Source organism: Pedobacter sp. GW821-FHT01D05, assembly GCF_059422505.1.
This window is the reverse complement of the sequence record NZ_JBWKXA010000001.1, coordinates 1,768,674-1,791,902: the sequence shown is the minus strand read 5'-3', so window position 1 is coordinate 1,791,902 and position 23,229 is coordinate 1,768,674. Positions and strand designations below refer to the sequence as shown.

Genomic DNA, 23,229 nt, shown 5'->3' with positions numbered 1-23,229 from the left:
CCTATGCTCAAAAATTTAAACGCATATATTGTAGACCATAAAAAAAAGATCATATTTTTTATAGTCTCCCTGTGTCTTTCAGTTCTGGTGGCAGCCTCTACCTATTCATTTGGAATTTTAGGGCCTTTGGCTGTATTGGCCATTGCAGCGCTGGGCATTTTTATAGTCAGCCTTTTCCGCGATCCCCGCACGGGTGTTTGGGTATATCTGGGCTACTGTTTTATCCTGGGCTTTTTGGTGAAATATTTTCTGAATATTCCGGTTGGTCTTGCCCTCGACGGGGTGTTGATCCTCACCTGGGCAAGTATACTGGTTCATGTAAAAAGATTCGATTGGGACCGGCTGAAAAATGAGCATGTTTTGTTTTCATTGGTGTGGTTTGTTATCAGCTTTTTACAGCTTCTAAACCCATCCGGAGCCAGCTTTACCGGCTGGTTTAATGAGCTTAGGTTTGCGGCCCTTAGCTGGTTACTGGTTGCACCATTTGTATTTTTGTTATTTAACAGGAAGGCCGATCTGAACCGGTTTATTATAATGGTGTTGCTGTTTTCTCTTGTTGCTACGCTATATGGTATGAAACAGCTTTATCTGGGCGTATCGGAAGGAGAGCAATTGTGGTTAAATGCAGGCAATGCAGGTACGCATATTATTAATGGAAAGCTCAGGGTATTTTCCATGTATTCGGATGCGGGTCAGTTCGGCGCCTCGCAGGCAATTATGGCCGTTATTGCGCTAACGCTTGCTGCAGGGCCCTTCAGTTTTGTGAAAAAAATAATTTTTGCGCTCTTTGCACTGGTTTTTCTATATGGTATGGCTATATCAGGTACCAGGGGTGCTTTGTTCGCATTGGCGGCCGGACTATTTTCTGCTCTTTTTTTAAGCAGGAATTTCAAGGTGTTAATTTTAGGCGTGGCATGTTGTGCGGCAGGTTTTGGCGTGTTAAAGTATACCACTATTGGCGATCATATTTTCCAGGTTAACCGCTTAAGGAGCGCACTTAATCCGAAGGATGCTTCATTGGCCGTTAGGCTGGATAACCAGCATAAATTAAAAATCCTGCTCGAAGATTTACCCTTTGGCGCAGGTCTTGGCATGAGTGGGATGAATGGTACCACCTACAATGCCGGTAAGCCCATAGCCAGTATACCACCCGATAGTTATTGGGTGAAAGTGTGGGTAATGTACGGTGTAGTGGGACTGGTTATCTGGTTTGCCCTTACCAGTTATATTATCGGCAAGTGTGGCGGGATTGCCTGGAAAATCCGCGATCCGAGGCTAAGGGTAAAAATGATTGCCCTTACCGCTGGTACTGTGGCCTGTTTTATCTGCAGCTATGGCAACGAGGTAATGAACGGGATGCCTTCATCTGTAATTATGTTTATGTCCTGGTCTTTCATCTTCATTGCACCAGAGTTTGATGAACAGCAAATGCGACTAAAATCGGATGGAACTGATATATAAAATTATACACTTGCTATTGTGGGTTTTGGCTGTTTACCTGTCATTTAATTGCCTGTACCTGATAATTTTTGCACTTGCCGGGGTTTTCCCTTTGAAGGGTGTACAAAAATATGCTGCCAGCTATAAAAAGATAGCAGTGCTGTTTCCTACCTATCATGCAGATGAGGTGATAGTCGAAAGTGTACGTGCTGCACTTGTACACGATTATAAAGGGGAGTTCGAAACTGTTGTAATTGCCGATGGATTAATGCCTGATACAATTGAGCAGCTCAAAGTAATGGGAGCGGAGGTAATTGAAGTGGTTTTTGAGAAAAGCACTAAAGGTAAAGCCCTTTTATATGCAATTGAAAAGCTTAAAAATCGTGGCTTTGATATTGCTCTAGTGCTTGATGTTGATAATTTAATGGGGCCACATTGCCTGGAGGCGGTTAATAGTTCATTTCAGCAGGGGCATAAGGTTATTCAGTTGCACCGTACAGCGAAAAACCTGGATACCAGTTTTGCTTTTCTGGATGCCTGCAACGAAGAGGTGAACAATCAAATATACCGCAAGGGGCAGGCAGTACTTGGGCTTTCACCTGCGCTTATCGGCTCAGGAATGGCCTTCGATTATAGCTATCTTCACTCGCTATTAATGAATGTAGGTGATACCGTTGGCGAAGATAAAAAAATGGATTTCCTTATTGCCGGCGACAGGATAAAGGTTATCTATTTGAACGATATTTTTGTTTACGACGAGAAAGTGAGCAGCGCCAGTGTATTTACCACGCAAAGAACACGGTGGATTGCATCACAAATTGAGTTTCTGCGTACATATTCTATATCAGGCATAAAGGAATTATTTAAAGGCAATGTAGAATTTTTTAATAAAACGGTGCAAACCATGTTAATGCCGCGCATACTATTGCTGGGATTATTGTTTATTATGGCCCTTCAATCTTTTTTTAACGCTTTGGGGCCGGGAAAAGGATTATGGCTAACTTTATTCATGAGTATTTGCCTAACCTTGCTGATTTCGGTGCCGGGACGTTTTTACAGGGATAAAAGGCTGTATCTTGCCATCTGGCAAATACCAAGGGCAATGATTGGAATGGTTATCGCGCTGTTTAGCATTGGTAAGCTTAAAAAGTCCAACTTAGCAACGCCTCATCAAAATACAAATACACGAGAAAATAAAACTTAAGCTATGCCGATATTAATATTGATCGTTACCGGTACAATTGCCGGCATCTTTGGGTTTATTAAAGGAACAAAAACACCAAAACAAAAAACATAATCCAATGGCTATTTTAAATAACAGGGACATTATCATTGTGGGGCAACAGCCCTGGGATATTCCCATTGGTAGCAATTGTAAGGATTTGGCGCTGGAGTTTAGTAAAAACAACCGCGTATTGTATGTTAATGCGCCATTAGATCGAAAAACGAGTGTATTGCAGCGCGATACAGCAGGCGTAAAAAAAAGATTGCGCGTTATTGCTGGTAAAGAAGAAGCTTTGACAGAAGTATCAGCAAACCTTTGGGTGTATAATCCACAGGTTATCATAGAATCTGTAAACTGGATCAGATTCAAAGCTCTGTTCAGGTGGTTAAATAAAATCAACAATGCCCGGTTCGCCGGATCGATCCGCGATGCGGTTGCTCAGCTTGGCCTTAAAAATTTCATCCTGTTTAACGATAACGATATTTTTCGGAGCTTTCACCTAAAAGAGCTTTTAAAACCTGCTTTAAGTGTTTATTACTCGAGAGATAATGTTGTAGCTACGCCGTACTGGATGCGGCATGGTACTTATATGGAGCCCGAGCTGATTGCAAAAAGTGACCTTTGCGTAGCCAATTCGGTTTATCTGGCAGGCTATTGCAGAAAATATAATCCGAATTCCTTTTACGTTGGGCAGGGCTGTGATTTAGCGCTTTTCAGTAACGGCGAGGCTCTCGAAATACCCTCCGATCTTTCCACTATCAAAAAGCCGGTTTTGGGCTATGTTGGAGCATTGTTATCGATGAGGCTCGACGAAAAGATCCTGCTCTATCTGGCAAAAGAAAGGCCAGACTGGAGTGTGGTACTTGTAGGGCCACAGGATGAAGATTTTAGTAGAAGCGAGCTCCATAAGCTAAGCAATGTGTTTTTTCTGGGCCCAAAAAAGCCAGAAATGCTGGCTGCATACATTAAGGGTTTCGATGTTTGCCTCAATCCCCAGGTGATCAATCCGCTAACCATCGGTAATTATCCCCGTAAAATTGATGAGTATCTGGCCATGGGGAAACCTACACTGGCTACCAGAACCGAAGCGATGGATATCTTTGCTGATCATGTTTACCTGGCATCGACGAAGGAAGAATACCTCCAGTTGGCTGAAAAAGCACTTGCTGAAGATAACCCGGCACTGGCGCGCGAGCGGATTAACTTTGCCGGCATGCATACCTGGGAGGCCAATACCAGGGATATTTATAAAGCCATAAATGCTGTAGAAGGTGGTTTGGTAGCAGCTGCAGATGTATTAAGATCGAATCCCTAATATTGTTCATTAAAATTGAAAATACTTAAGTTGGATATGCCATTGACCTCAATTATCACCGTTAATTTCCATCAAATGGCCGTAACTATAGCCTTGCTGGAATCTATCAGCAGGTCGTACCATGCAGCAGATGTTGAAGTTATACTGGTAGATAATGGCGCAGCTCAAGACCAGGCGCATCTATTTTTACCTTACTTTGGTAATATCCACTATATCCGTTCGGTAGAAAATCTTGGTTTTGCAGGTGGAAACAATCTGGGAATCAGGCAGGCCAAAGGCGATTACATTCTACTACTGAACAACGATACCGAAATACCGGCTGGTTGTCTGGAAACCATGCACACCGAACTTGATGCTAATCAGAAAATAGGACTGCTATCGCCCTTATTGCTTTATTTCGACCAGCAGGATTTGGTTCAGTATGCTGGTTTTACGCCCTTAAATTATGTCACTGGCAGAAATGCCTATATTGGCCAGTTTGAACGTAACCATGGGCAGTTCCTGAAGAGCTATAGCACCGCTTTCTGTCATGGAGCGGCGGTGATGTGCCGCAGGCAGGATCTGTTGAATGCCGGACTAATGGATGAAAATTATTTTCTCTATTATGAAGAACTCGACTGGTGTGAAAAATTCAAACGGATTGGCAAAGAGATCTGGTTTACCGGAAAAACCCATGTTTACCATAAGGAATCTGTTAGTGTGGGAAAGGAAAGTCCGCTGAAGGTATATTTTATGACCAGAAACAGGATGCTTTTTATCCGGAAAAATACGGGCTGGATTACTACTTTGCTGTTCTCACTGTATTTTTGTTTTGTCGCCTGTCCAAAAGCGGTATTGAGTTATCTAACCCGGGGAAGGCGGGATTTGGCTAAACAGGTGCTCAACGGACTTTGGTGGAACTTTACACACACAAAACATAGCAAAAACCTGGGAATGGTATTACCCGCTAAAGGCTCATCTTAATCTCTTAAGGCTGGCAGAAACAGCATATCTCCCAAGTAAAATTGCCGATCTGAGAAAACCTATGCCCTCGCTTTCCCTGAATATTTTCCAGGTATAAGCAATTGCTTTGAGTTTGTTCGACGAAACTGAATTTTGTCTTACCCGATAATAGGCGAGAGGCTGGTTAATGCCATAACCCTGGCCGCACTGTTTGAGCAGTTTAAGTAAAAAGATCCAGTCTTCATGACCTGCCCGGCTAAACTTTAAGTCGCCAATGGCACTTTTTAACATCATAGAAGTCGAAAATATAACCACGTTATGGGCAAGGAGCGCATTATAATTTACGGTATATGGGACCGGAACCTGACCTGAAATTACTTTCCCTTGTTCATTAATGCGCTTATAGGCACAGAATGTAAGAGGTAGGAGTTCTTTTTCCATGTAATTTACCTGTCGGCTAAGCTTATCATTAAGCCAGATATCATCACTATCCAGAAACGCGATGTATTTGCCTTTCGCTTCTGCCAAACCGATATTTCGGGCATTCGATACGCCTCCATTCTCCTTTAGCGCTATCAGCCGGATACCATTGTGCCGGCTGGCAAAGGCTTCAACGATCTGGCAGGTATTATCAGTTGAGTGGTCATCTACAACAATCAGTTCCCAGTTTGTATAGTGCTGGGCAAGTACAGCATTAAGGGTTTCTGTTATAAAAGCAGCTGAATTATAGCATGGGGTAACAATTGATACAAGTGGCTCCAATCTTTTTTAGTTATGTCTTTTCGTTTGACCAAAATAGCTAAAATTTTATGATAATGTATTCGGGCACCGATGATATTCAAATAAAACCATTACTTTAGGGCAGCTATTGATATGGATAGAAGACGTTTTGTTGTTAACCTGGTTTCCAACTTTTTTAGTGCACTTTCTGGTGTAGGGATTTCTTTCTTTCTTACCCCTTATATTGTGACGCACCTGGGTAAAGAGGCTTATGGTTTCTTCCCCCTTTCCAATAACTTTGTGATGTATGCAGGGATTATTACAACTGCACTAAACTCCATGTCGAGCCGGTATATCACCATCAGCCTCGAAAAAAAAGACGTCAAAGAAGTGAATGTTTATTTCAACTCCATCTTGTTTGGCAATATGCTAATATCGCTTGGTTTCATTGTATTGAGTGCGTTATTCTGTCTGTTCATTAATAATATACTCGATATTCCGCCGGGCCTTTTTGATGATGTACGGTTACTGTTTGTATTCATTTTCTTCAGTCTGGTGATCAATGTTTCTTCAGCGGTTTTTTCGGTCGCAGCATTTGCCGTCAACAGATTCGATAAGCTCGCTTATATCAATATTATATCCAATGTGGTGAAACTTTGTGCCGTGGCATTCCTGTTTTATCTTTTTAAGCCTAAAATTTATTTTCTGGGGCTGGTAACGGTATTAACAGCAATTTACATATGTTTTGCAAATTACAGGCTTACCAAAAGACTCCTCCCTGAAGTGGTGATTGACAGGACGCTTTTTTCCTGGAGTGCGCTTTCGCTGATTGCGGGTTTCGGTATGTGGAATTCTATCATTGCCCTGTCGAATGTAATCAATACCCAACTGGATTTATTAATTGCAAACCACTTTTTTGGTGCCTCAGGCATGGGTTTTCTTTCATTAACCAAGTTCATACCCAATGCAATTTACATCCTGCTGGGAATTGTGGTACCCATATTTCTACCCGAAATGCTAAAAGCCTATGCCCAGGAAGATATGGGGAAACTTAAAAGTACCCTTAACTTGTCGTTTAAGGCTATTTTTATAGTTGTACTGTTGCCCCTGGCTGTATTTTTTGTTTATGGTGGCGATTTTTTCAGGCTATGGCTGCCAACCCAGGATTCCAGCGCGCTCCACCTGCTTTCGGTGATAACCTTATTGCCTTTCATCGTTCATGGCACAGTAGAAACGGTGCATCATGTTTTTATCATCACCAATAAACTGAGGATTGCCTCCATCTGGGGCATTTTTATAGCCGTACTGAATTTTGTACTGGTGATATTACTTTGCCTGTACAGCAGCCTGGGGATATATGCCATCCCGTTTGCAGCAGCAATAAGCGGCGTATTTAGCCACCTTACTTTCACACCTATTTACGCGGCACATTGCCTGAAAGAGAAAAGGAGCTATTTCTTTTTTAAGATTGTGAGGGGATTAGCCGGTTTTACTTTGCTGATTGCGGTAACTTATGGCTGGAGAAGTATCGGTTTGATTACAGTTACATCCTGGTTTACCTTTATCCTGAATTGTATGCTAATTGGGCTGATTTTGCTTGTGATTACGCTATTTATGCAGTTTGATCGGGTTACGCTTGCTGAAGGTTATAGAAAGGTCTTAAATAAAGTGAAGCTATGATACCTAAAATAATCCACTATTGCTGGTTTGGTAAAGGAGAAAAACCTGAGCTGGTACTCAACTGCCTGGCTTCCTGGGAAAAATACCTTCCCGATTATCGCATTGTAGAATGGAATGAGGAGAATTTTGATGTAAACAGTTACCAATATAGTGCAGAGGCTTACCGCGAGCGTAAATTTGCTTTTGTTTCTGATGTTTGCCGCTTATATGCTTTGAAAAATATGGGAGGCATTTATTTCGACACAGATGTGGAGCTTTTAAAACCACTGGATGAGGCAATGCTTGGCAATTTAGCCTTTACAGGTTTTGAAGATAATCTTTTGCTTTCATCAGCAATTATGGGAAGCAAGAGGGATGGCAGCTGGATAAATGACTTACTGACTTATTACGACAACAGGAGTTTTTACCTGGCAAACGGAAAGCCAGATACTATGCCGAATACCGAAAGCATCACCGCGTTTATGAAAGCAGAAAAAGGACTGCAGTTAAATAATTCCTTTCAGCAGCTTGATGGCTATTGCACGATTTATCCCAGTGAGTTTTTTAGCCCGAAAAGCTGGAAAACGCTGAAGCTAAAAATTACAGCGAATACCTATTGCATTCATCATTTCGCAGCTTCGTGGATTTCAGATGCTGATTATAGCCTGATGGGGAAACTATCCAACCAGCTGTTAGGGAAAAGCGTATCCGATTCTTTGTCTAGGATATATAGAAAGCTCCTGGGGCGCTGAAATCCCCACGGAGAATTGTTTGAATTGCCAACCTGTTCTTGTCAGAATTGGTTTACTGACTATTTCTGATCACAATTTCTTCCCTGAGTTCGGCCATTACCCGGTTAAGCACATCGTTCACCTCTGCAATCATTTCTGTTAGTTTAGGAGCAGGGATAATTCCCTCATCCACTGCTTCAATTTCTCTTATGATACGCTGAAGCGGTAAAATGGCCAAATGATCAATAGTGGATTTGAGTTTGTGGGCCAGTTTAGATAACTGTTCAAGGTCACCATCGGCGCTAGCTTGATTGAGTTGTTTTAAAGCGTCGGGTATTTGTCCGCAAAACATTTCGATCATTTTGGTTACAAAATCTTCGCGTCCCTTGCTGATAACACGTAGCCCGTCAAGGTTATACAATGGTAAATCAATATCAGGAGCAATAACCGGACTTGCCGTTTTTTGAATCCAGTTATCAATCACACCAATCAACAGCTCTTCGTTTATTGGCTTGGTAATGTAGTCGTCCATTCCGGCGGCCAAACATTTCTCTCTTTCACCTTCAATGGCCGAGGCAGTGAGTGCAATGATTACGCCCGTATATCCACCTGACCTAAGGGCTTTGGTGGTATCATAGCCGTTAAGAACAGGCATCTGTATATCCATCAGAATGATATCATAAGCCTCTTCTTTCAACATTTCTAGGGCTATTTCGCCATTTTCGGCAATCATTATCTGCGGGCCATAGCCCAGTAAAATCGTACTGGCCACCAGTCTGTTCATCTCGTTGTCGTCCACAATCAGAATTTTGCGTCCTGCAAATAAATCTTCGTTGTGGGTAATCTTTGTTTCGGCAGGTACATCGGCTGTTTTTCCTTTTTCGAGTTTAATAACAAAGGAAATTTCTGAGCCCCGGCCTTTCTCGCTTTTTACATTAAAATAACCGCCCATTTGTGCGACCAGTTTTTGTGAAATACTCATGCCTAAACCTGTGCCACCATATTTGCGTGTTACAGATTCATACTCCTGGCTAAAATTATCGAACAGGCGGCTTAAAAATTCAGGATCCATTCCAATACCGGTATCTTTCACCAAAACTTCAATTTCCTGGTAAGTCTCGCTGTCCGCTCTTACAATAGCTGTTAACAGCACTGAACCTTTTTCGGTAAATTTAATGGCATTGGTCAATAAATTAAGTACAACCTGGGTTATCCGGTAAGGGTCGCCAATCAGTACCGACGATATTTCGATATCCGCTGGCGGAAGGTAACTGATCTCCAGTCCGCGTTTTATAGCCTTGTGCGTAACCACCTGCATTACTTCACTAAATACCATTGGTAAGCTAAAGCCAATTTGTTCCAGATTGAGCTTTCCTGCATCAATTTTAGAGAGGTCTAAAATGTCATCAATAATGACTAGGAGACTTTTTGAAGCTGTTTGCGCAGTTTGAATATAGTAATCCTGTTCTTCGGTAAGCGTGGTTTTGGAAAGCAGGTTAGTCATGCTGATAATGGCATTCATGGGGGTTCTGATTTCATGGCTCATATTGGCCAAAAACATCGCTTTGATGGTGGCAGCCTGTTCAGCATCTTTCCTGGCCGTAATCAGTTCCTGTTCAAAGCTTTTATGATCGCTTACATCAAAACAGATGCTTGTCCAGCCTGTATTTTCGTTTCTTTCATTGTAGTTTACCGCACGGCCGGCCAACCATAGTCTTTGATTGCCTTGGGCATCAGTAAATACAATCTCATGCAATGCTGCATCTGTTTCTCCCGGATCCTCATCTTTATAATCTGCTGTGAAAAAATCGTTGCCAAAAAGCACATCAGGCATTTGCTGGTACATATTATCCAGAGCATAGCCGGACATGGCACAGAAACGTTTATTGGCATACTGTATTCTGCCTGCAGTATCCATCTCTATAAAGCCAAAGCCCATATTTCCGAGGATTCTGTCGAAATGGTGGGTGTTGGGCAAAGGAAGTGTATCTGCAGTAGCGCTGTTTTTTCCATTTATCTCACCAGGCCCATTTTGTTCGATATAGTCTGCCCCGGCAAAAAATAACAGTTCCTGTTCGGCAGATCTTTCCCAGCGCCCTTTTATTTTTCCACCTGTACGCCTCGGGCTGATGAGAAGCGGTTCGCCCAACGGAAATTGCCCTTTACCGTTTAATTCATGAAGTTCAAAATAATCAAACAAGTTTCCGTTCTGACAATCGGCATAAATATTTTTCAGTTTATCGCCAATATGCAGTATCTTCATATTGCTATCCAGCAGGATAAAATAAGGGAAAAGCCTGTTCAATTGTGCGGGATCAAGGGATAAGGAAAAGCTGTTCATCAGGAAAGATTTAATAACACGCTAAATTTATAAAAAAATAATCCGCTAATACAGAACCTGAACGAATTTAGTATCCAAAAGTCCGATTGTTGTTGTCGACCCGGCGGTTACGGGGTAGTAGGGCTATACGGACAGGTATTAACTGCTTTCTTATACAGTAGATTTGTCGCCTTTTTTATAACATATGGCTCGTTTACAGTATTTTATTTATTCTTTCAGCGTTTAGGAAAATAATAGGGATTAATCTGATTTTTTTTTATAATTGTACAACGACATTAAGATAATCAAATTCAGAATACTGTTATTTAAATTTCGGTTCTATTTTTGATTGTAAAACTGACAATAGTGATAGTAGAGAAAACCGTTTTCTTCTAGAATTGTTTAAACTATTATCTTTTCTAAACCGGTTTTATAAAAAATCAATGCGTTGCAATTAGTCCCTATCATGACCCAAACCAACAACCCCAAAACTCGTTTACTCTTGGTTGAGGATGATGAGTTTATGCAAGCAATACTCGAAGAGATCCTCACAGCGAACTACCAGATTGATATACGGCCTGACGGCCTAAGTGCATTAACTTTCCTGCAAAGTGGCAACATTCCTGACCTTATTATTTCTGATTTGAATACGCCGAACATGAACGGCCTCGAATTAATTGAACAGTTAAAAATGAGCGACTTTTTCCATTCCTTGCCGATTATGATCTTATCAGGCGAGGAGAGTTCGGATAAACGGATTAAATGCATGGATGCAGGGGCAGATGACTTTGTGATTAAACCTTTTAACCCAGCAGAACTCGAGGCAAGGATTAAAATGGTACTAAGGCGAGCAGGTAAAAAACTTTCGTAATGGAGCATGCGGTGAAGCCCGACCAAATGAATAACCCGGTAATTGCCCTTGTAGGTTTTGAAAGGGATTTTCAGCATATTGATTTTGACGCGTGCTATTTTGACGATATGCAAATCGTTCGTTTTGAAAATGGATTAAGGCTTATACAGGAATGGATAGAGCAACAGTTAAATGTTACAGCTGTTATTTCTAATAGCGAAATCCTGTCGAACGGTGGGCTTTCCCTGCTCGAAACACTAAAAAAAAGGCAGATGCCTTCAGTTCCCTTTTTTCTGGTTGTAAGGTATTTTAATTCGAACTTAAGGATATTGGCCTTAACGGCTGGCGTTTCTGATGTTTTTAGGCTGCCTGTAGAAAAAGAACGCCTCGAAAAACGGCTTGTGTTCCTCGTTAATAACTGGGATGCACTCAACCGTGAGGTGAAAATAACCAGCAGACCGGTATATCATATCGGTTTTGCCAAGCGCTTATTTGACGTGTTTTTTGCAGGATTAGCCCTGATCTTGCTGTTTCCCTTATTATTAGTGGTCGCAATATCGATATGGGTAGAATCCAAAGGTCCGGTATTTTACTATTCGTTAAGGAGCGGCACGGGCTTCAAAGTTTTTCGTTTTTATAAATTCAGGTCAATGTACGTGAATGCAGATCAAAAGATTAAAGACCTTAAACATTTGAACCAATACGATGTTGATCAGGAAAAAAAAGAAGCCCGCAAAACAGATTTTAAACTCTGTAGCTCCTGCATGTCACAGGGGAAATGCCAGTATCCTGTTTATGCTGACGGAGCCCAGTGGTGTGAAAAGGACGATGTGTATTTGAGTACGCAAAAAAGCGGATCAGCGTTTTTTAAAATCGCCAATGATCCGAGGGTAACCCGTGTTGGTAATTTTATCCGGAATACCAGCATAGATGAATTGCCGCAGCTTTGGAATGTAATAAAGGGCGATATGAGTATTGTTGGCAACAGGCCATTGCCCATATATGAAGCCGAAAAACTAACTACAGATAAATATGTGCTAAGGTTTGCCGCACCTGCTGGGATAACAGGTTTATGGCAGGTAGAAAAACGCGGAAGGGGTGAAATGAGCGAAGAAGAACGGCTAATACTCGATAACACATATGCATTGAAGCAGAGTTTCTGGAACGATATCAGGCTTATTTTAAAAACTATACCAGCACTTTTCCAGAAAGAAAACGTATAGCGGCAAACAACTGCCTGATGGGAATAGGCAATGGGCTAATTTGCCCGGTCGTGAATAAAATAAACGCATAAAAGAAAACCAGATGTGCTATACCTGCTATTTTTTTCTGATATTTAAGGACTAACCCCATTAATAAACCCTGTGGGCACTAGCTCCACAGAGGCATTGTTACGGGTTACCCGCTGAGAGAAAAAGATTGATTGGCTGAGCTAATCTGTGCCCGTTGAAACAAATAAAATATTGGAATGCAAAAAAATCTAACCGCACGTTTAAGGAAATCCTACAGTTATGAAGTAATAGGGAAGGGCCGGGAAAGTGATTTTGACAGAATTACCGAGATGGCCGCCTTAATCTGTGAAAGCAAGATTTCCTTAATTTCCTTTTCAGATGGCAACAAACTGTGGTGTAAAGCCGTTAAGGGCCTCAAGGCCAAGGCGGTTAAGACTGTTTTGCCCTTGTGCAACTATCCTTTGGCTTTAACCCAAGCACTGATCATTGCAGACGTGCTCGATGATGAGCGTTTTAATGGGCATCTGGAGATAATTAATGGAGAAAAAATAAGGTTTTATGCAGCATACCCGATAAGGGATAATAATGGCATTGTGCTGGGATCCTTAACGGTGATGGATATGGTGCCAAAAAAAATCACAACAAACCAGCAAAAATTGCTTTCGCTGCTGGAAGAAGAAATCAGTGCACTCATTCACGAACGTGTAAAAAAGACTGAAGACAAGAATATAGGCCTGCTTTTCGAGCATTCCGACGATCTTATCTGTATCCTGGATAAGGATTTGAAATTTAAGCGGATGAATGCCAGTTTCGATATCAAAATGGGATGGATAGAACAGGAGCTCAGGCATAAAACACTGCTCGATATTGTTCCGGCAGCTGAACTCGAACAAGCCAGCAAAATCTGGAAAAATCTGATAAGCCGTAAGCAGGAAGGGGATCCTACCCATCAGGTGGCCATAAAGGATGGTGGATTCAGGATGATTGAATGGACAGCTACAGTTGAGGAAAGAGATGGTGATGTATTCGCAATTGGTAGGGATGTAACCGTCGAAATGGAAAAAAACCATGCCTTAAAAGTTAGTGAACAAAAATTAAAGGCATTTTTTGAAAGCTCTCAGGGCTTGATGTGTACGCATGATATTCATGGAAACCTGATTTCGCTGAATCCTTCCGGGGCCAGGTCGCTCGGTTACAGAAGGTCAGAATTGATTAAAAAAAGTCTTTTTGATATCATTCCTGCAGAAAGGCATACTAATCTGCGCCAGTATTTGGTCGATGTAGTTGAAAAGGGGCACTCGACGGGTTATATGATCATTAAGCGTAAATCGGGCGAGGAGCGCTTATGGTTGTATTCAAATACTTTGCAAAAAGATCTTCAGGGCGAACCTTATGTAGTTGGGAATGCGGTAGATATTACAGACCAGAAAAAACTGGAGGCCGATCTTATACATATAAAGGATCTGCTAGAAGAAACCAGCGGTTTGGCAAGAATTGGGGGTTGGGAGCTGAATCTCAAAGATCAGCAGTTACACTGGTCAAAAATAACGCGCGAAATCCATAGCGTACCCGACGGATTTATCCCGACGGTAGATAATGCCGTTGCTTTTTACGAGCCAGGCCCAAATAGAAACCGGATCTTGCAAGCTATTGATGAATGCCTGAACAGCGGGAAGGAATGGGATGAGGAACTTCAGATCGTCGATTTTAATGGCCGTAATATCTGGGTGAGGGCTATTGGTAAAGCAGAAATGGCAAATGGAGTTCCGGTAAGGATATATGGTACCATGCAGGATATAGATGAGCAGAAACGTGCTCAGCTTGCGGTTGTCGAATCTAAAAAACTGCTTGATGAGGTACTTTCGGCAGCTACTGGGGTCAGTATTATTGCCACAGACCTTGATGGAACAATTACCGTATTTAATGAAGGCTCTGAACGCATGCTGGGATATACAGCCGAAGAAATGGTCGGAAAACAAACGCCCATCATGTTTCATGACGAGCGGGAAGTTTCGGAGATTTGTGCTGATTTCAGCGCTGCTACAAAAGATGAAGTAACTGGATTCGGTTTTTATGCACAGTGTGCAGATAGCCCGGAAAGGGAAAGAATTTTTACTTTTATTACGAAGGATGCTAAAAGGATGAGGGTATCATTATCTATTACCTCAATCAAAAGCAGTAATGGCAATACGATTGGATATTTAGGGATATCAATCGATATTACCCAGAAAGAAGCGATCCAGCAGGAACTTGCCCAGGAAAAAGCATTGTTGATTGCTTTTATCGAGAATGCACCTGCATCGGTAGCCATGGTTGATAATAACATGCAGTTTTTAATGGCGAGCCGCACATGGATAAAAGCTTATACCCAGATTGAAGGCGATATAAAAGGTTATTCCTATTACGAGGTATTTCCCGAGCTTTCTCAGGAACGTAAAGATGTGCATCAGGAAGTTCTAAGAGGCAGAACAATCAAAAAAGATGAAGATATTTATGTAAATCCGATAACTAAAGGCTTAAAGCATATTGCTTGGGAGATGACTCCTTGGTACAAAGCCGATAAAACTATCGGTGGAATGATGATCTTTACGCACGACATTTCAGCAGCAGTGCAGCATCGGCAGGAACTGACCACGGCACGGTTGCGGGCCGATATTGCCAACTTTGCAAAATCCGAATTCCTGGCCAATATGAGCCATGAGATCAGAACGCCACTCAACGGTGTAATCGGCTTTACCGATCTGGTCTTGAAAACCCAGCTGAACAGCACGCAGGAGCAGTATCTTAAAATAGTACACCAGTCGGCCAATTCCTTATTGGGAATCATTAACGATATCCTTGATTTCTCCAAAATCGAGTCCGGCAAGTTTGAACTTGATATAGATCGGTGCGATTTGTACGAACTTGCCTGGCAGGCCAGCGATATCACCAACTATCAGATCCATACCAAAAACCTGGAGATGCTGCTGAATCTTCAGCCGGATCTGCCAAGGTTTATATGGGCTGATGCGCTGCGGTTGAAACAGGTATTAATTAATTTGCTGGGCAATGCGGCAAAATTTACAACAGAAGGTGAAATAGAGCTTAAAATTGAATCACTGCAAAGCGAGGGCGATAATCATTTGTTGAGGTTCTCTGTCAGAGATACCGGTATCGGAATTGCCAAAAGCAAACAAGTGAAGATTTTTGAGGCATTCTCGCAAGAAGATTCCTCAACAACAAAAAAATATGGCGGAACAGGACTGGGGCTCACCATTTCCAATAAACTGCTGAACATGATGGATAGCCAGCTTCAGTTGGAGAGCGAACCAGGCTTAGGAAGTACCTTCTATTTCGATGTAAACCTGCGGTATGAACAAGGCGACCTGATTGAATGGATTGAAATGGAAAGTATCAGCAGGGTACTCATTGTAGATGATAACAATAATAACAGGCAGATATTGTCTGATATGCTTGTGCTGAAAAATATTGTCTCTGACCAGGCAAAAAATGGTTTTGAGGCACTGCAATTACTGGCTGCAGGGCAAACATATGATGCCATTTTACTGGATTATCATATGCAGTATATGGATGGCCTTGAAACTGCTGCCAAAATCAGGGAAAATTTCCCTTCCGCAGATGGAGGCGAGATCCCGTTAATCCTTTTACACAGCTCGTCTGATGATGGAAAGATAATCAAAGCCTGTAACGATCTTCATATTGATAACAGGTTACTTAAGCCGATTAAAATGAATGATCTTTATCTTGCCCTGACAAGAATAAGGACACGGGAAGCATCTTATCAAAACAGGCAGGATACTACAATCATAGACTCAATAGAAAGTCATGAGTACCGGTTTTTAATCGTTGAGGATAATGAGGTTAACAGATTTTTGACCCGATCGCTGCTGGAAAAACTGTACCCGAAAAGTGTTGTAACGGAGGCAGAAAATGGCTTATTGGGCATTAGCCTTTTTCAGCACGAAACTTTTGATCTTATTTTCATGGATATTCAGATGCCTGAAATGAACGGATATGAATCTGCCAGGAAAATAAGATCATTGGAAGAGCATACCAGGATTCCTATTATTGCCCTTACAGCTGCAAACGTGAAGGGTGAGCGTGAAAAAAGTATTGCTGCAGGAATGGATGATTTTATTACTAAACCGGTTTTAGAAGAACATATAGCGGCCGTACTCAATAAGTGGCTAGTGCGGCCAGTAAATTCGCTTAACAGCAAATTAGAGGATGGCGGTGCAAAAAAAAAACATTTTAATATTGCCAAGCTGAACCGTTACTTTAACGGCGATCGTGTAAAACTCGCAAAGATCATTGGCATAACCATCGGACAACTTCATGCCGCGGCAGGCCAGCTGGATAAAGACATCCAACCAGAAGATTATGATATGCTCATTTCCCTAGCACATAAACTTTATGGGATGTCCACTTCTGCGGGACTTGAAAACCTGGCCGATATAAGCGGAAGACTTCAGGCTATTTCAATTTATGAATTTTCTGCTGTCCTGGATTTGGTAGAAGAGCTAAAAGTAGGCATTAACGAGCTTTTTCCAGTATTGGAAGCGCATGTTCAATAAGCAAGTTGTATTACTGCCTGTAAGACAATATTATATCAAAATATTAGATTTGGTATATCTATTTCAGGTAAAATGGAAGTTCGTTCCCTTTTCAAACTGACGAACAACTTGCCTTACTTTTATCGGTCTCTTTGGCGACCCAAGACCTGGGGCCACGATAAATTTTTTGACGTTTTGGGTAGCTTGTTTACGGCACAAATATTTCCATATGCTTTTTCGTAAATATATTTCAAATATATTTGTGACATGTTCAATAGTGGTATCTTTTTGCCTATCATCATTATTTCTGGCATAGTTTACAGCATCTTGGCAAAAAAACTGACGGTTTTGGCCGCTTTTACGGGCGGGATATTGGCATACCTTATTTTTATTGCTGCGGGTTATCCAGGGCTAGCAATGATGACCACGTTTTTTATCCTCGGTTCTGCTGCCACCTCCTTGTACCGGTACAAAAAACAGGCTTTTGCTTCCAGCGAGGAGGAAAAAAAAGGCCGTAATGCCATGCAGGTGCTGGCCAATGCCGGGGCCGCGGCCATTGCAGGTGTAGTAACGCTATTTTATCCCCAGCTGACTTATTTGATGCTTCCGGCAATGGCGGCAGCCTTTGCCTCGGCTACAGCGGATACCCTGTCTTCCGAGCTGGGAATGGTGTATGGAAAACGGTTCTTTAATGTTATTTCCTTTAAGCCCGACCGCTGCGGAATGGATGGGGCGATCAGCTTCGAAGGGACGCTGATCGGTATAGCGGGTAGCTGTATTATTGCTGGCATTTATGCGATTGGATGGGGATGGAACATCAGTTTTTTCTTTATTGTTCTTGCAGGTACGCTGGGTAACCTTGCTGATTCCATACTTGGGGCTGTGCTGGAGCGGAAAGGGATGATCGGGAATGATGCGGTCAATTTTTTGAATACATTGACAGCAGCGGTTGTGGTTGTGTTGTTGGAGGTTTTTCTTTAGGCAGCGATAGGCCAGGAGGCTCCAGAGTTCGTTTATATTGGAACTGCTTTTTGTATAAGCTTACTTCCTCGAAATAAATATAGTTTTCTTGTTTTCGCCTTATTGAACAGGTAAATTTAGGCTGCTTAAAACCAAGCCGGCATTAAGGTTGTTTAATTTCAAATCATAATGGAAAGAAAAATAAGATGGGAAGGCTTGGAATACAAGTCTCTGGAAAACTGTACGTTAACGGAAACAGATAATGGTGTCGCAATCACATCGATTATTACATGCCAAGTTAACAAGCAGGCGATTAAAATGTTGTATAAAATTCTCAGTGATACGTTGTGGGCAACCTATTTCGCAGAAATAAATGTTATATCGGGCAGAAATGAAAAAACACTGCTTCTAGAGAAGAAAGGTGCTTATTGGCAGGTCAACAATACGGTTGATCATCGATTTGATGGTTGTGTGGATATTGACATTTCATTAACACCTTTTACCAATACATTGCCGATAAGAAGGTTGGTTTTTAATGGGCAATTGAGCAATAGGATCGAGGTGATATACATAGATATTATTGCTGATGTTATAATGCCTGTAAGACAGTATTACACCAAAATATCAGATTCTGTATACCTGTACGAAAACGAAAAATCGACATTCAAGGCCGAGCTAAAAACTGATCCCTATGGATTGGTAACCGAATACCCGAAACTATTCCGAAAAAAATAGCAAGCATCTGTTTCTGGTTGTTTAAATTCATTTTAGGCTCTCCTTGATTTCAATCTCTGTATGGATAATTAACGGTAAGATTGCATATTTCAGGGAAAATGGCCACTTCGTTCCCTTTTCAAACTGACGATCAACTAACCTTTACTTTTATCGATCTCTTTGGTGACCGTAATACGCCGCCAACAGGAGGGTAAAAGACGGCACATTAAAGCCCGTAAACTACCTGGTGACGATCATTTTACCTGAAAAATTTAGTGGCTGCCTAGCTGGAAAGGCCATCGAAAAGGCCATATCTGATTACCCCTTGTTTACCTGTTGTTTACCCTTTCTTGCTACCAAGTTAACCCCAGGGTTACCCCAAGCTTACCCCGGCTTTACCTTTTGGTTACCTAAAAGGTAAAGCCAACGCCTGTTTTGGCCGAACCGGCACACTGCTTATGGTCAGGCTGCCCTTAAGCAGGCTGCCACAAGTGGCCCGGCTGTGGTAGCGGAGGCCAGCCCTAGCGGTCCATTTTAGCTCATTATTCGTGTTAATTGGTCCAATTTAGCTCACTTTAGCTCAAAATGAGGTGTCAATGCCGCAAAGCCGCTAGGTTTGGAACATGGATTTAAACATATCGGTATAAACAGCAATCCATTTTTAAAATTAATCGTTCAGGTAGCCCATAGGCATTGAACAAATCAAAAAATGCAAATAGCTTAAAGGTATCGGGTAATCTTAGCTATATAGGAGACATGCTGTTGAAGAAATTTATCGGTTTACAAATTGTATTTTGACAGGAAAAACCTTACTTTGGAGATATATGAAAAACGCTTGTCTGCTCTTGCTTCTCGGGATATTTATTAATACTAAATCTCATGCGCAACAATATTTGATCAGTGCTCAAATTACTGGTTTTGAGGATGGTACAAGATTTTATTTAAACGATGTTATCCTTGATACTAATATTGATAGCGCAGTAATCGAGAACAATTTTTTAAGTTTTAAAGGAAAATTCAGGGCAGAACCACAATCTTTATGGGTTACCACAAATGCCGGGCAAAAGTTTTATTATTTCACATTGTTGATGGGAAACGAAAGGATCGATGTGAAAGGGGATATCAAGGATTTTCCTTTTGATCTGAAAATAACGGGTTCAAAAACTCAGGACATGCACAACAAAATGATCGACCTGACTAAAGAAGGTTATAAGAAACGCAGCAAATTGGTAGAAGAATACCAGGCCTTAACAGGTGATAGCGCGAAATCAAAAGGTAAGGCAATATGGAAGGTTATTGCCAGCCTTGATAGTTTGGATATGCTCACTAGAATGAATTTTGTGAAACAGAATCTGAATAGTTATGAAGCACTCGATGCCCTGTTCTACCTTAAAAGAGATTTTCCAAAAGACACCATCAGTAAATTTTATAACGCACTGAATTCAACGTTCAAAAACACCTCTTATGCAAAGCGCATCAAAACTTTTTTGACCGTGGGCGATGTTCTTGAAGTAGGGGATATTTATGCTGATTTCAATGGTTTTGATAGGGACGGAAAGCGCCATACTTTATCGGAAATAAAAGGCAAATATGTATTGCTTGATTTTTCATCCACATACTGCGGCCCTTGTATAGAATCAATTCCCGAATTAAAGAAAACCTCACAGGCATACCGTCAGGAGCTGGCCATAGTTTCATTTTCAGGCGACGCCGGTAAAGAAACCTGGTTAAAGGGTGTAAATAGAGACCAGCCGCAATGGTTAAGTCTTTGGGATGGGAAAGGATTTTATGGGGAAACGACCATCAAGTATGGCATTACTGGCTATCCAACATTTGTACTTATTGATCCCAAAGGAAAAATTGTATCCAAATGGTCGGGATATTATGATGGCGCCGTGCTGAAGGAAGTTCAGAATCAACTCGCCAAAAAACAATAAGAAACATCAAATCTGTTTATGGTAAGTAACTTTCCATATTGCAAAGGAAGAGATGTTCTAGCGATGAATTAGATCGAAAAGGGCGCATTTTTCTTTTCTACAGTCCAACTGTGGTTGAATAATAATCGTTACTTTAACGTTTGTTTTTTTATATTTGATAACACCAAATATATAGGCCATGTCTTTTTTCAAATCTTTGATCCTTTTAATATTATTCATAGCAGTTGGGCCTTTGGCTTTAGTTGCGCAACGGGCAGTACAGCGTAAACAGCTCTTTGATCAGGATTGGAAATTTAACCTGGGAGATGTTAAGGGAGGAAGCAGTTTTGAATTTGATGATCAGAATTGGAGAATCCTCGATCTTCCACACGATTGGAGCATTGAAGGGAAGATTAGTCCGAAAAATCCAACTGGTGGGGAAGGCGGTTTTTTCCCATCGGGAACAGGTTGGTACAGAAAGAAATTTGTGGTGCCGTCTGATTGGAAGGGAAAGCTTATTTCCATAAACTTTGAGGGCGTTTACATGAATTCGGAAGTTTTTATCAATGGAAAATCACTGGGTACCTATCCTTATGGGTATTCGCCATTTACTTATGATCTTAGTCCATACCTTAATTTTGGGAAACAAAATGTAATTGCGGTTAGGGTAGATAATTCAAAACAGAAAAACAGCCGTTGGTATAGCGGCTCCGGTATCTACCGTCATGTGTGGCTGGTGTTAACGGGGCAAGTGTACATTCCCAGTTGGGGGGTAGGGATTTCTACGCCAGAAGTTAGCGAAAAAAAAGCCATTGTACAGGTTAAAACAAGGGTTAAGAACGAAACCGCATTGCCCAAGATGGTTATGGTTCAGACCAATCTCCTTAACCCAGAGCTAAAAAAGTCTGGTGCAATGCAAAGCCAGATCAGGTTAGACGCGCATAGTGAAAAGGAGGTAATACAGGATATACAAGTAGAAAAACCACTTTTATGGTCGCCAAAAAATCCTAACCTATACCTGGCCCAAATTAGTATTATCGCCGATAAAAAAGTGATCGACGGCAACCAGACAGATTTTGGGATCCGTTCATTAAGATTTACAACAGAGAATGGTTTTCAGCTAAATGGACAGACACTAAAACTCAATGGCGGCTGTGTACACCATGATAACGGCTGTTTAGGCGCCGCTGCCTTTGACCGAGCCGAGCAACGACGGGTTGAACTGCTGAAAAAAGCAGGGTTTAATGCCATAAGAACTGCCCATAATCTTCCTTCCGAAGCCTTTTTAAACGCATGCGACCGCTTAGGGATGCTCGTTATCGACGAAGCATTCGATGGTTGGAAAACCGCCAAGAATAAATATGACTATGCCATGTATTTTGACGATTGGTGGAAAAAAGACATAAATGCAATGGTACTAAGGGACAGAAATCATCCCTCGGTAATCATGTGGAGCATAGGGAATGAAATCATAGAACGGAAGGAGCAACAGGCGGTACATACGGCAAAAATGTTGGTAAACGCTGTTCATGAAATTGATTCTACCCGTCCTGTAACCTCAGCAATGACTACCTGGGATAAGGATTGGGAAATATTCGATCCATTAATGCTGCAGCATGATGTTGCTGGCTATAATTACCAGTTGCATAGGGCTACTGCAGATCATGAAAGGGTACCTTCCAGGGTCATTGTTCAAACAGAATCCTATCCCAGAGATGCTTTTGCCAATTGGAAACTTGTAAATAACAATAGCTATATCATCGGAGACTTTGTTTGGACTGCACTCGATTACCTTGGCGAATCGGGCATAGGCCGTTATTATTATTCGGATGAGTTACCTGGTGAGCATTGGGAGAATAGTTTTTTTCCATGGCATGGTGCTTACTGCGGAGATATCGACCTGACCGGATGGCGGAAACCCATTTCCCACTACCGGAGCATGCTGTATAACGATAACGAAAAACTCTATATGGCCGTCCGTGAACCAGACCCTAAACCTTTAGAAATCAAAGAAACACTGTGGTCGGTATGGCCTACCTGGGAAAGCTGGACCTGGCCGGGATATGAGGGTAAACAGCTTCAGGTTGAGGTTTATTCCAAATATCCTATGGTTCGTTTATACCTTAATAAAAAACTGATAGGAGAGAAGGAAACCAGCATAGCCCAAGAGTTTAAGGCAGTTTTTACCGTTCCCTACGCTGCCGGAGAATTGCTTGCTGTTGGCGTTCAGGATAGTAAAGAAGTAGAAAAAGTAATACTCAAAACCTCGGCAAATACGGCCAGGGTAAAGCTGACCGCAGATCGTAGTGAAATAACCGCAAATGGACAAGACCTGGTATTTGTAACTGTTGAACTGACCGATAAAAACGGAGTGTTGCAGCCAAATTCTGAAAACCGGATACGTTTTGACATTGAGGGGCCAGGGAAGATTATTGGACTAGACAATGCGAACCTGAAAGATGTAGATCCCTATATTTCCAACTCACGCAGGGCATGGAAAGGGCGGGCGTTGGTGGTGATCAAAAGTACCAAAAGCACTGGAACGATAAAGTTGAAGGCAAGTGCTCCCGGTTTAACGGCGGCTGTGGTTGTTGTCCGCTCATCTCCGGAAGCAATTCAGCGCACACTTCGTTATTAGCTATTATTTAATTG

15 protein-coding genes are annotated in these 23,229 nt (G+C 41.8%); 13 read left to right on the top strand and 2 right to left on the bottom strand.

The features are described 5' to 3' along the window. Nucleotides 1–3 precede the first annotated feature (3 nt). The 4 genes from AC07VK_RS07270 to AC07VK_RS07255 all read left to right on the top strand — a co-directional run bounded on the left by AC07VK_RS07270 (nucleotide 4) and on the right by AC07VK_RS07255 (nucleotide 4,943). Nucleotides 4–1,461 (top strand): O-antigen ligase family protein, encoded by a 1,458-nt coding sequence (locus tag AC07VK_RS07270; RefSeq protein ID WP_492959368.1) that lies wholly within the window; start codon nucleotides 4–6, stop codon nucleotides 1,459–1,461. Beyond that, the gene (locus AC07VK_RS07265) at nucleotides 1,445–2,644 is read left to right on the top strand and encodes a glycosyltransferase family 2 protein (protein ID WP_492959366.1); all 1,200 of its coding nucleotides are present in this window, start codon (nucleotides 1,445–1,447) and stop codon (nucleotides 2,642–2,644) included. Before AC07VK_RS07270 ends, AC07VK_RS07265 begins: the two co-directional genes overlap by 17 nt. A 97-nt stretch (nucleotides 2,645–2,741) precedes the next feature. After that, complete coding sequence (locus AC07VK_RS07260; protein WP_492959364.1) at nucleotides 2,742–3,980, top strand: glycosyltransferase; 1,239 nt, start codon at nucleotides 2,742–2,744, stop codon at nucleotides 3,978–3,980. A 15-nt stretch (nucleotides 3,981–3,995) separates the two neighbouring features. After that, nucleotides 3,996–4,943: a glycosyltransferase family 2 protein gene (locus AC07VK_RS07255; RefSeq protein ID WP_492959362.1), complete on the top strand. Its 948-nt coding sequence runs from the start codon at nucleotides 3,996–3,998 to the stop codon at nucleotides 4,941–4,943. On the opposite strand, the gene AC07VK_RS07250 is transcribed toward AC07VK_RS07255, so the two are convergent. Further along, nucleotides 4,935–5,684, bottom strand: coding sequence for a glycosyltransferase family 2 protein (locus tag AC07VK_RS07250; RefSeq protein ID WP_492959360.1), 750 nt, complete (start codon nucleotides 5,682–5,684; stop codon nucleotides 4,935–4,937). The genes AC07VK_RS07255 and AC07VK_RS07250 overlap by 9 nt on opposite strands. 111 nt (nucleotides 5,685–5,795) lie before the next feature. Between AC07VK_RS07250 and AC07VK_RS07245 the strand changes: the two genes are divergently transcribed. Both AC07VK_RS07245 and AC07VK_RS07240 read left to right on the top strand, forming a co-directional pair. Further along, nucleotides 5,796–7,322, top strand: a complete 1,527-nt coding sequence (locus AC07VK_RS07245; RefSeq protein WP_492959358.1) for a lipopolysaccharide biosynthesis protein — start codon at nucleotides 5,796–5,798, stop codon at nucleotides 7,320–7,322. Further along, nucleotides 7,319–8,053 (top strand): glycosyltransferase family 32 protein, encoded by a 735-nt coding sequence (locus tag AC07VK_RS07240; protein ID WP_492959356.1) that lies wholly within the window; start codon nucleotides 7,319–7,321, stop codon nucleotides 8,051–8,053. Before AC07VK_RS07245 ends, AC07VK_RS07240 begins: the two co-directional genes overlap by 4 nt. Nucleotides 8,054–8,105: 52 nt before the next feature. Here AC07VK_RS07240 and AC07VK_RS07235 read toward each other — a convergent pair whose 3' ends face one another. After that, nucleotides 8,106–10,373, bottom strand: coding sequence for an ATP-binding protein (locus tag AC07VK_RS07235; RefSeq protein WP_492959354.1), 2,268 nt, complete (start codon nucleotides 10,371–10,373; stop codon nucleotides 8,106–8,108). A 445-nt stretch (nucleotides 10,374–10,818) separates the two neighbouring features. Between AC07VK_RS07235 and AC07VK_RS07230 the strand changes: the two genes are divergently transcribed. The 7 genes from AC07VK_RS07230 to AC07VK_RS07200 all read left to right on the top strand — a co-directional run bounded on the left by AC07VK_RS07230 (nucleotide 10,819) and on the right by AC07VK_RS07200 (nucleotide 23,215). Then, complete coding sequence (locus AC07VK_RS07230) at nucleotides 10,819–11,223, top strand: response regulator (RefSeq protein WP_492952060.1); 405 nt, start codon at nucleotides 10,819–10,821, stop codon at nucleotides 11,221–11,223. Further along, entirely contained in the window at nucleotides 11,223–12,425 is a 1,203-nt protein-coding gene (locus AC07VK_RS07225) for a sugar transferase (protein WP_492959352.1), read from the top strand. The genes AC07VK_RS07230 and AC07VK_RS07225 overlap by 1 nt, the downstream gene beginning before the upstream one ends. A 245-nt stretch (nucleotides 12,426–12,670) precedes the next feature. Continuing rightward, nucleotides 12,671–17,008 carry a PAS domain S-box protein gene (locus AC07VK_RS07220; RefSeq protein WP_492959350.1) on the top strand — a complete coding sequence of 1,446 codons (4,338 nt, stop codon included), beginning with the start codon at nucleotides 12,671–12,673 and terminating at the stop codon, nucleotides 17,006–17,008. Between the two features lie 246 nt (nucleotides 17,009–17,254). Beyond that, nucleotides 17,255–17,968: a DUF92 domain-containing protein gene (locus tag AC07VK_RS07215; protein WP_492959348.1), complete on the top strand. Its 714-nt coding sequence runs from the start codon at nucleotides 17,255–17,257 to the stop codon at nucleotides 17,966–17,968. Nucleotides 17,969–18,136: 168 nt separating this feature from the next. Further along, nucleotides 18,137–18,682, top strand: coding sequence for a putative glycolipid-binding domain-containing protein (locus tag AC07VK_RS07210; protein WP_492959346.1), 546 nt, complete (start codon nucleotides 18,137–18,139; stop codon nucleotides 18,680–18,682). Between the two features lie 803 nt (nucleotides 18,683–19,485). Beyond that, on the top strand, nucleotides 19,486–20,598 hold the full coding sequence (locus AC07VK_RS07205; RefSeq protein ID WP_492959344.1) for a thioredoxin-like domain-containing protein: 1,113 nt from the start codon (nucleotides 19,486–19,488) through the stop codon (nucleotides 20,596–20,598). A 178-nt stretch (nucleotides 20,599–20,776) separates the two neighbouring features. Further along, a complete protein-coding gene (locus tag AC07VK_RS07200) occupies nucleotides 20,777–23,215 on the top strand; it encodes a glycoside hydrolase family 2 TIM barrel-domain containing protein (protein ID WP_492959342.1) in 2,439 nt (812 codons plus the stop codon). The last annotated feature ends 14 nt before the right edge of the window (nucleotides 23,216–23,229 follow it).

Excerpts from the sequence above, each read along its gene's own strand:
- AC07VK_RS07270 (WP_492959368.1), top strand. The coding sequence starts at position 4 with ATGCTCAAAAATTTAAACGCATATATTGTAGACCATAAAAAAAAGATC.
- AC07VK_RS07265 (WP_492959366.1), top strand. The coding sequence starts at position 1,445 with ATGGAACTGATATATAAAATTATACACTTGCTATTGTGGGTTTTGGCT.
- AC07VK_RS07260 (WP_492959364.1), top strand. The coding sequence starts at position 2,742 with ATGGCTATTTTAAATAACAGGGACATTATCATTGTGGGGCAACAGCCC.
- AC07VK_RS07245 (WP_492959358.1), top strand. The coding sequence starts at position 5,796 with ATGGATAGAAGACGTTTTGTTGTTAACCTGGTTTCCAACTTTTTTAGT.
- AC07VK_RS07240 (WP_492959356.1), top strand. The coding sequence starts at position 7,319 with ATGATACCTAAAATAATCCACTATTGCTGGTTTGGTAAAGGAGAAAAA.
- AC07VK_RS07235 (WP_492959354.1), bottom strand. The coding sequence starts at position 10,373 with ATGAACAGCTTTTCCTTATCCCTTGATCCCGCACAATTGAACAGGCTT.
- AC07VK_RS07230 (WP_492952060.1), top strand. The coding sequence starts at position 10,819 with ATGACCCAAACCAACAACCCCAAAACTCGTTTACTCTTGGTTGAGGAT.
- AC07VK_RS07225 (WP_492959352.1), top strand. The coding sequence starts at position 11,223 with ATGGAGCATGCGGTGAAGCCCGACCAAATGAATAACCCGGTAATTGCC.
- AC07VK_RS07220 (WP_492959350.1), top strand. The coding sequence starts at position 12,671 with ATGCAAAAAAATCTAACCGCACGTTTAAGGAAATCCTACAGTTATGAA.
- AC07VK_RS07215 (WP_492959348.1), top strand. The coding sequence starts at position 17,255 with ATGTTCAATAGTGGTATCTTTTTGCCTATCATCATTATTTCTGGCATA.
- AC07VK_RS07210 (WP_492959346.1), top strand. The coding sequence starts at position 18,137 with ATGGAAAGAAAAATAAGATGGGAAGGCTTGGAATACAAGTCTCTGGAA.
- AC07VK_RS07205 (WP_492959344.1), top strand. The coding sequence starts at position 19,486 with ATGAAAAACGCTTGTCTGCTCTTGCTTCTCGGGATATTTATTAATACT.
- AC07VK_RS07200 (WP_492959342.1), top strand. The coding sequence starts at position 20,777 with ATGTCTTTTTTCAAATCTTTGATCCTTTTAATATTATTCATAGCAGTT.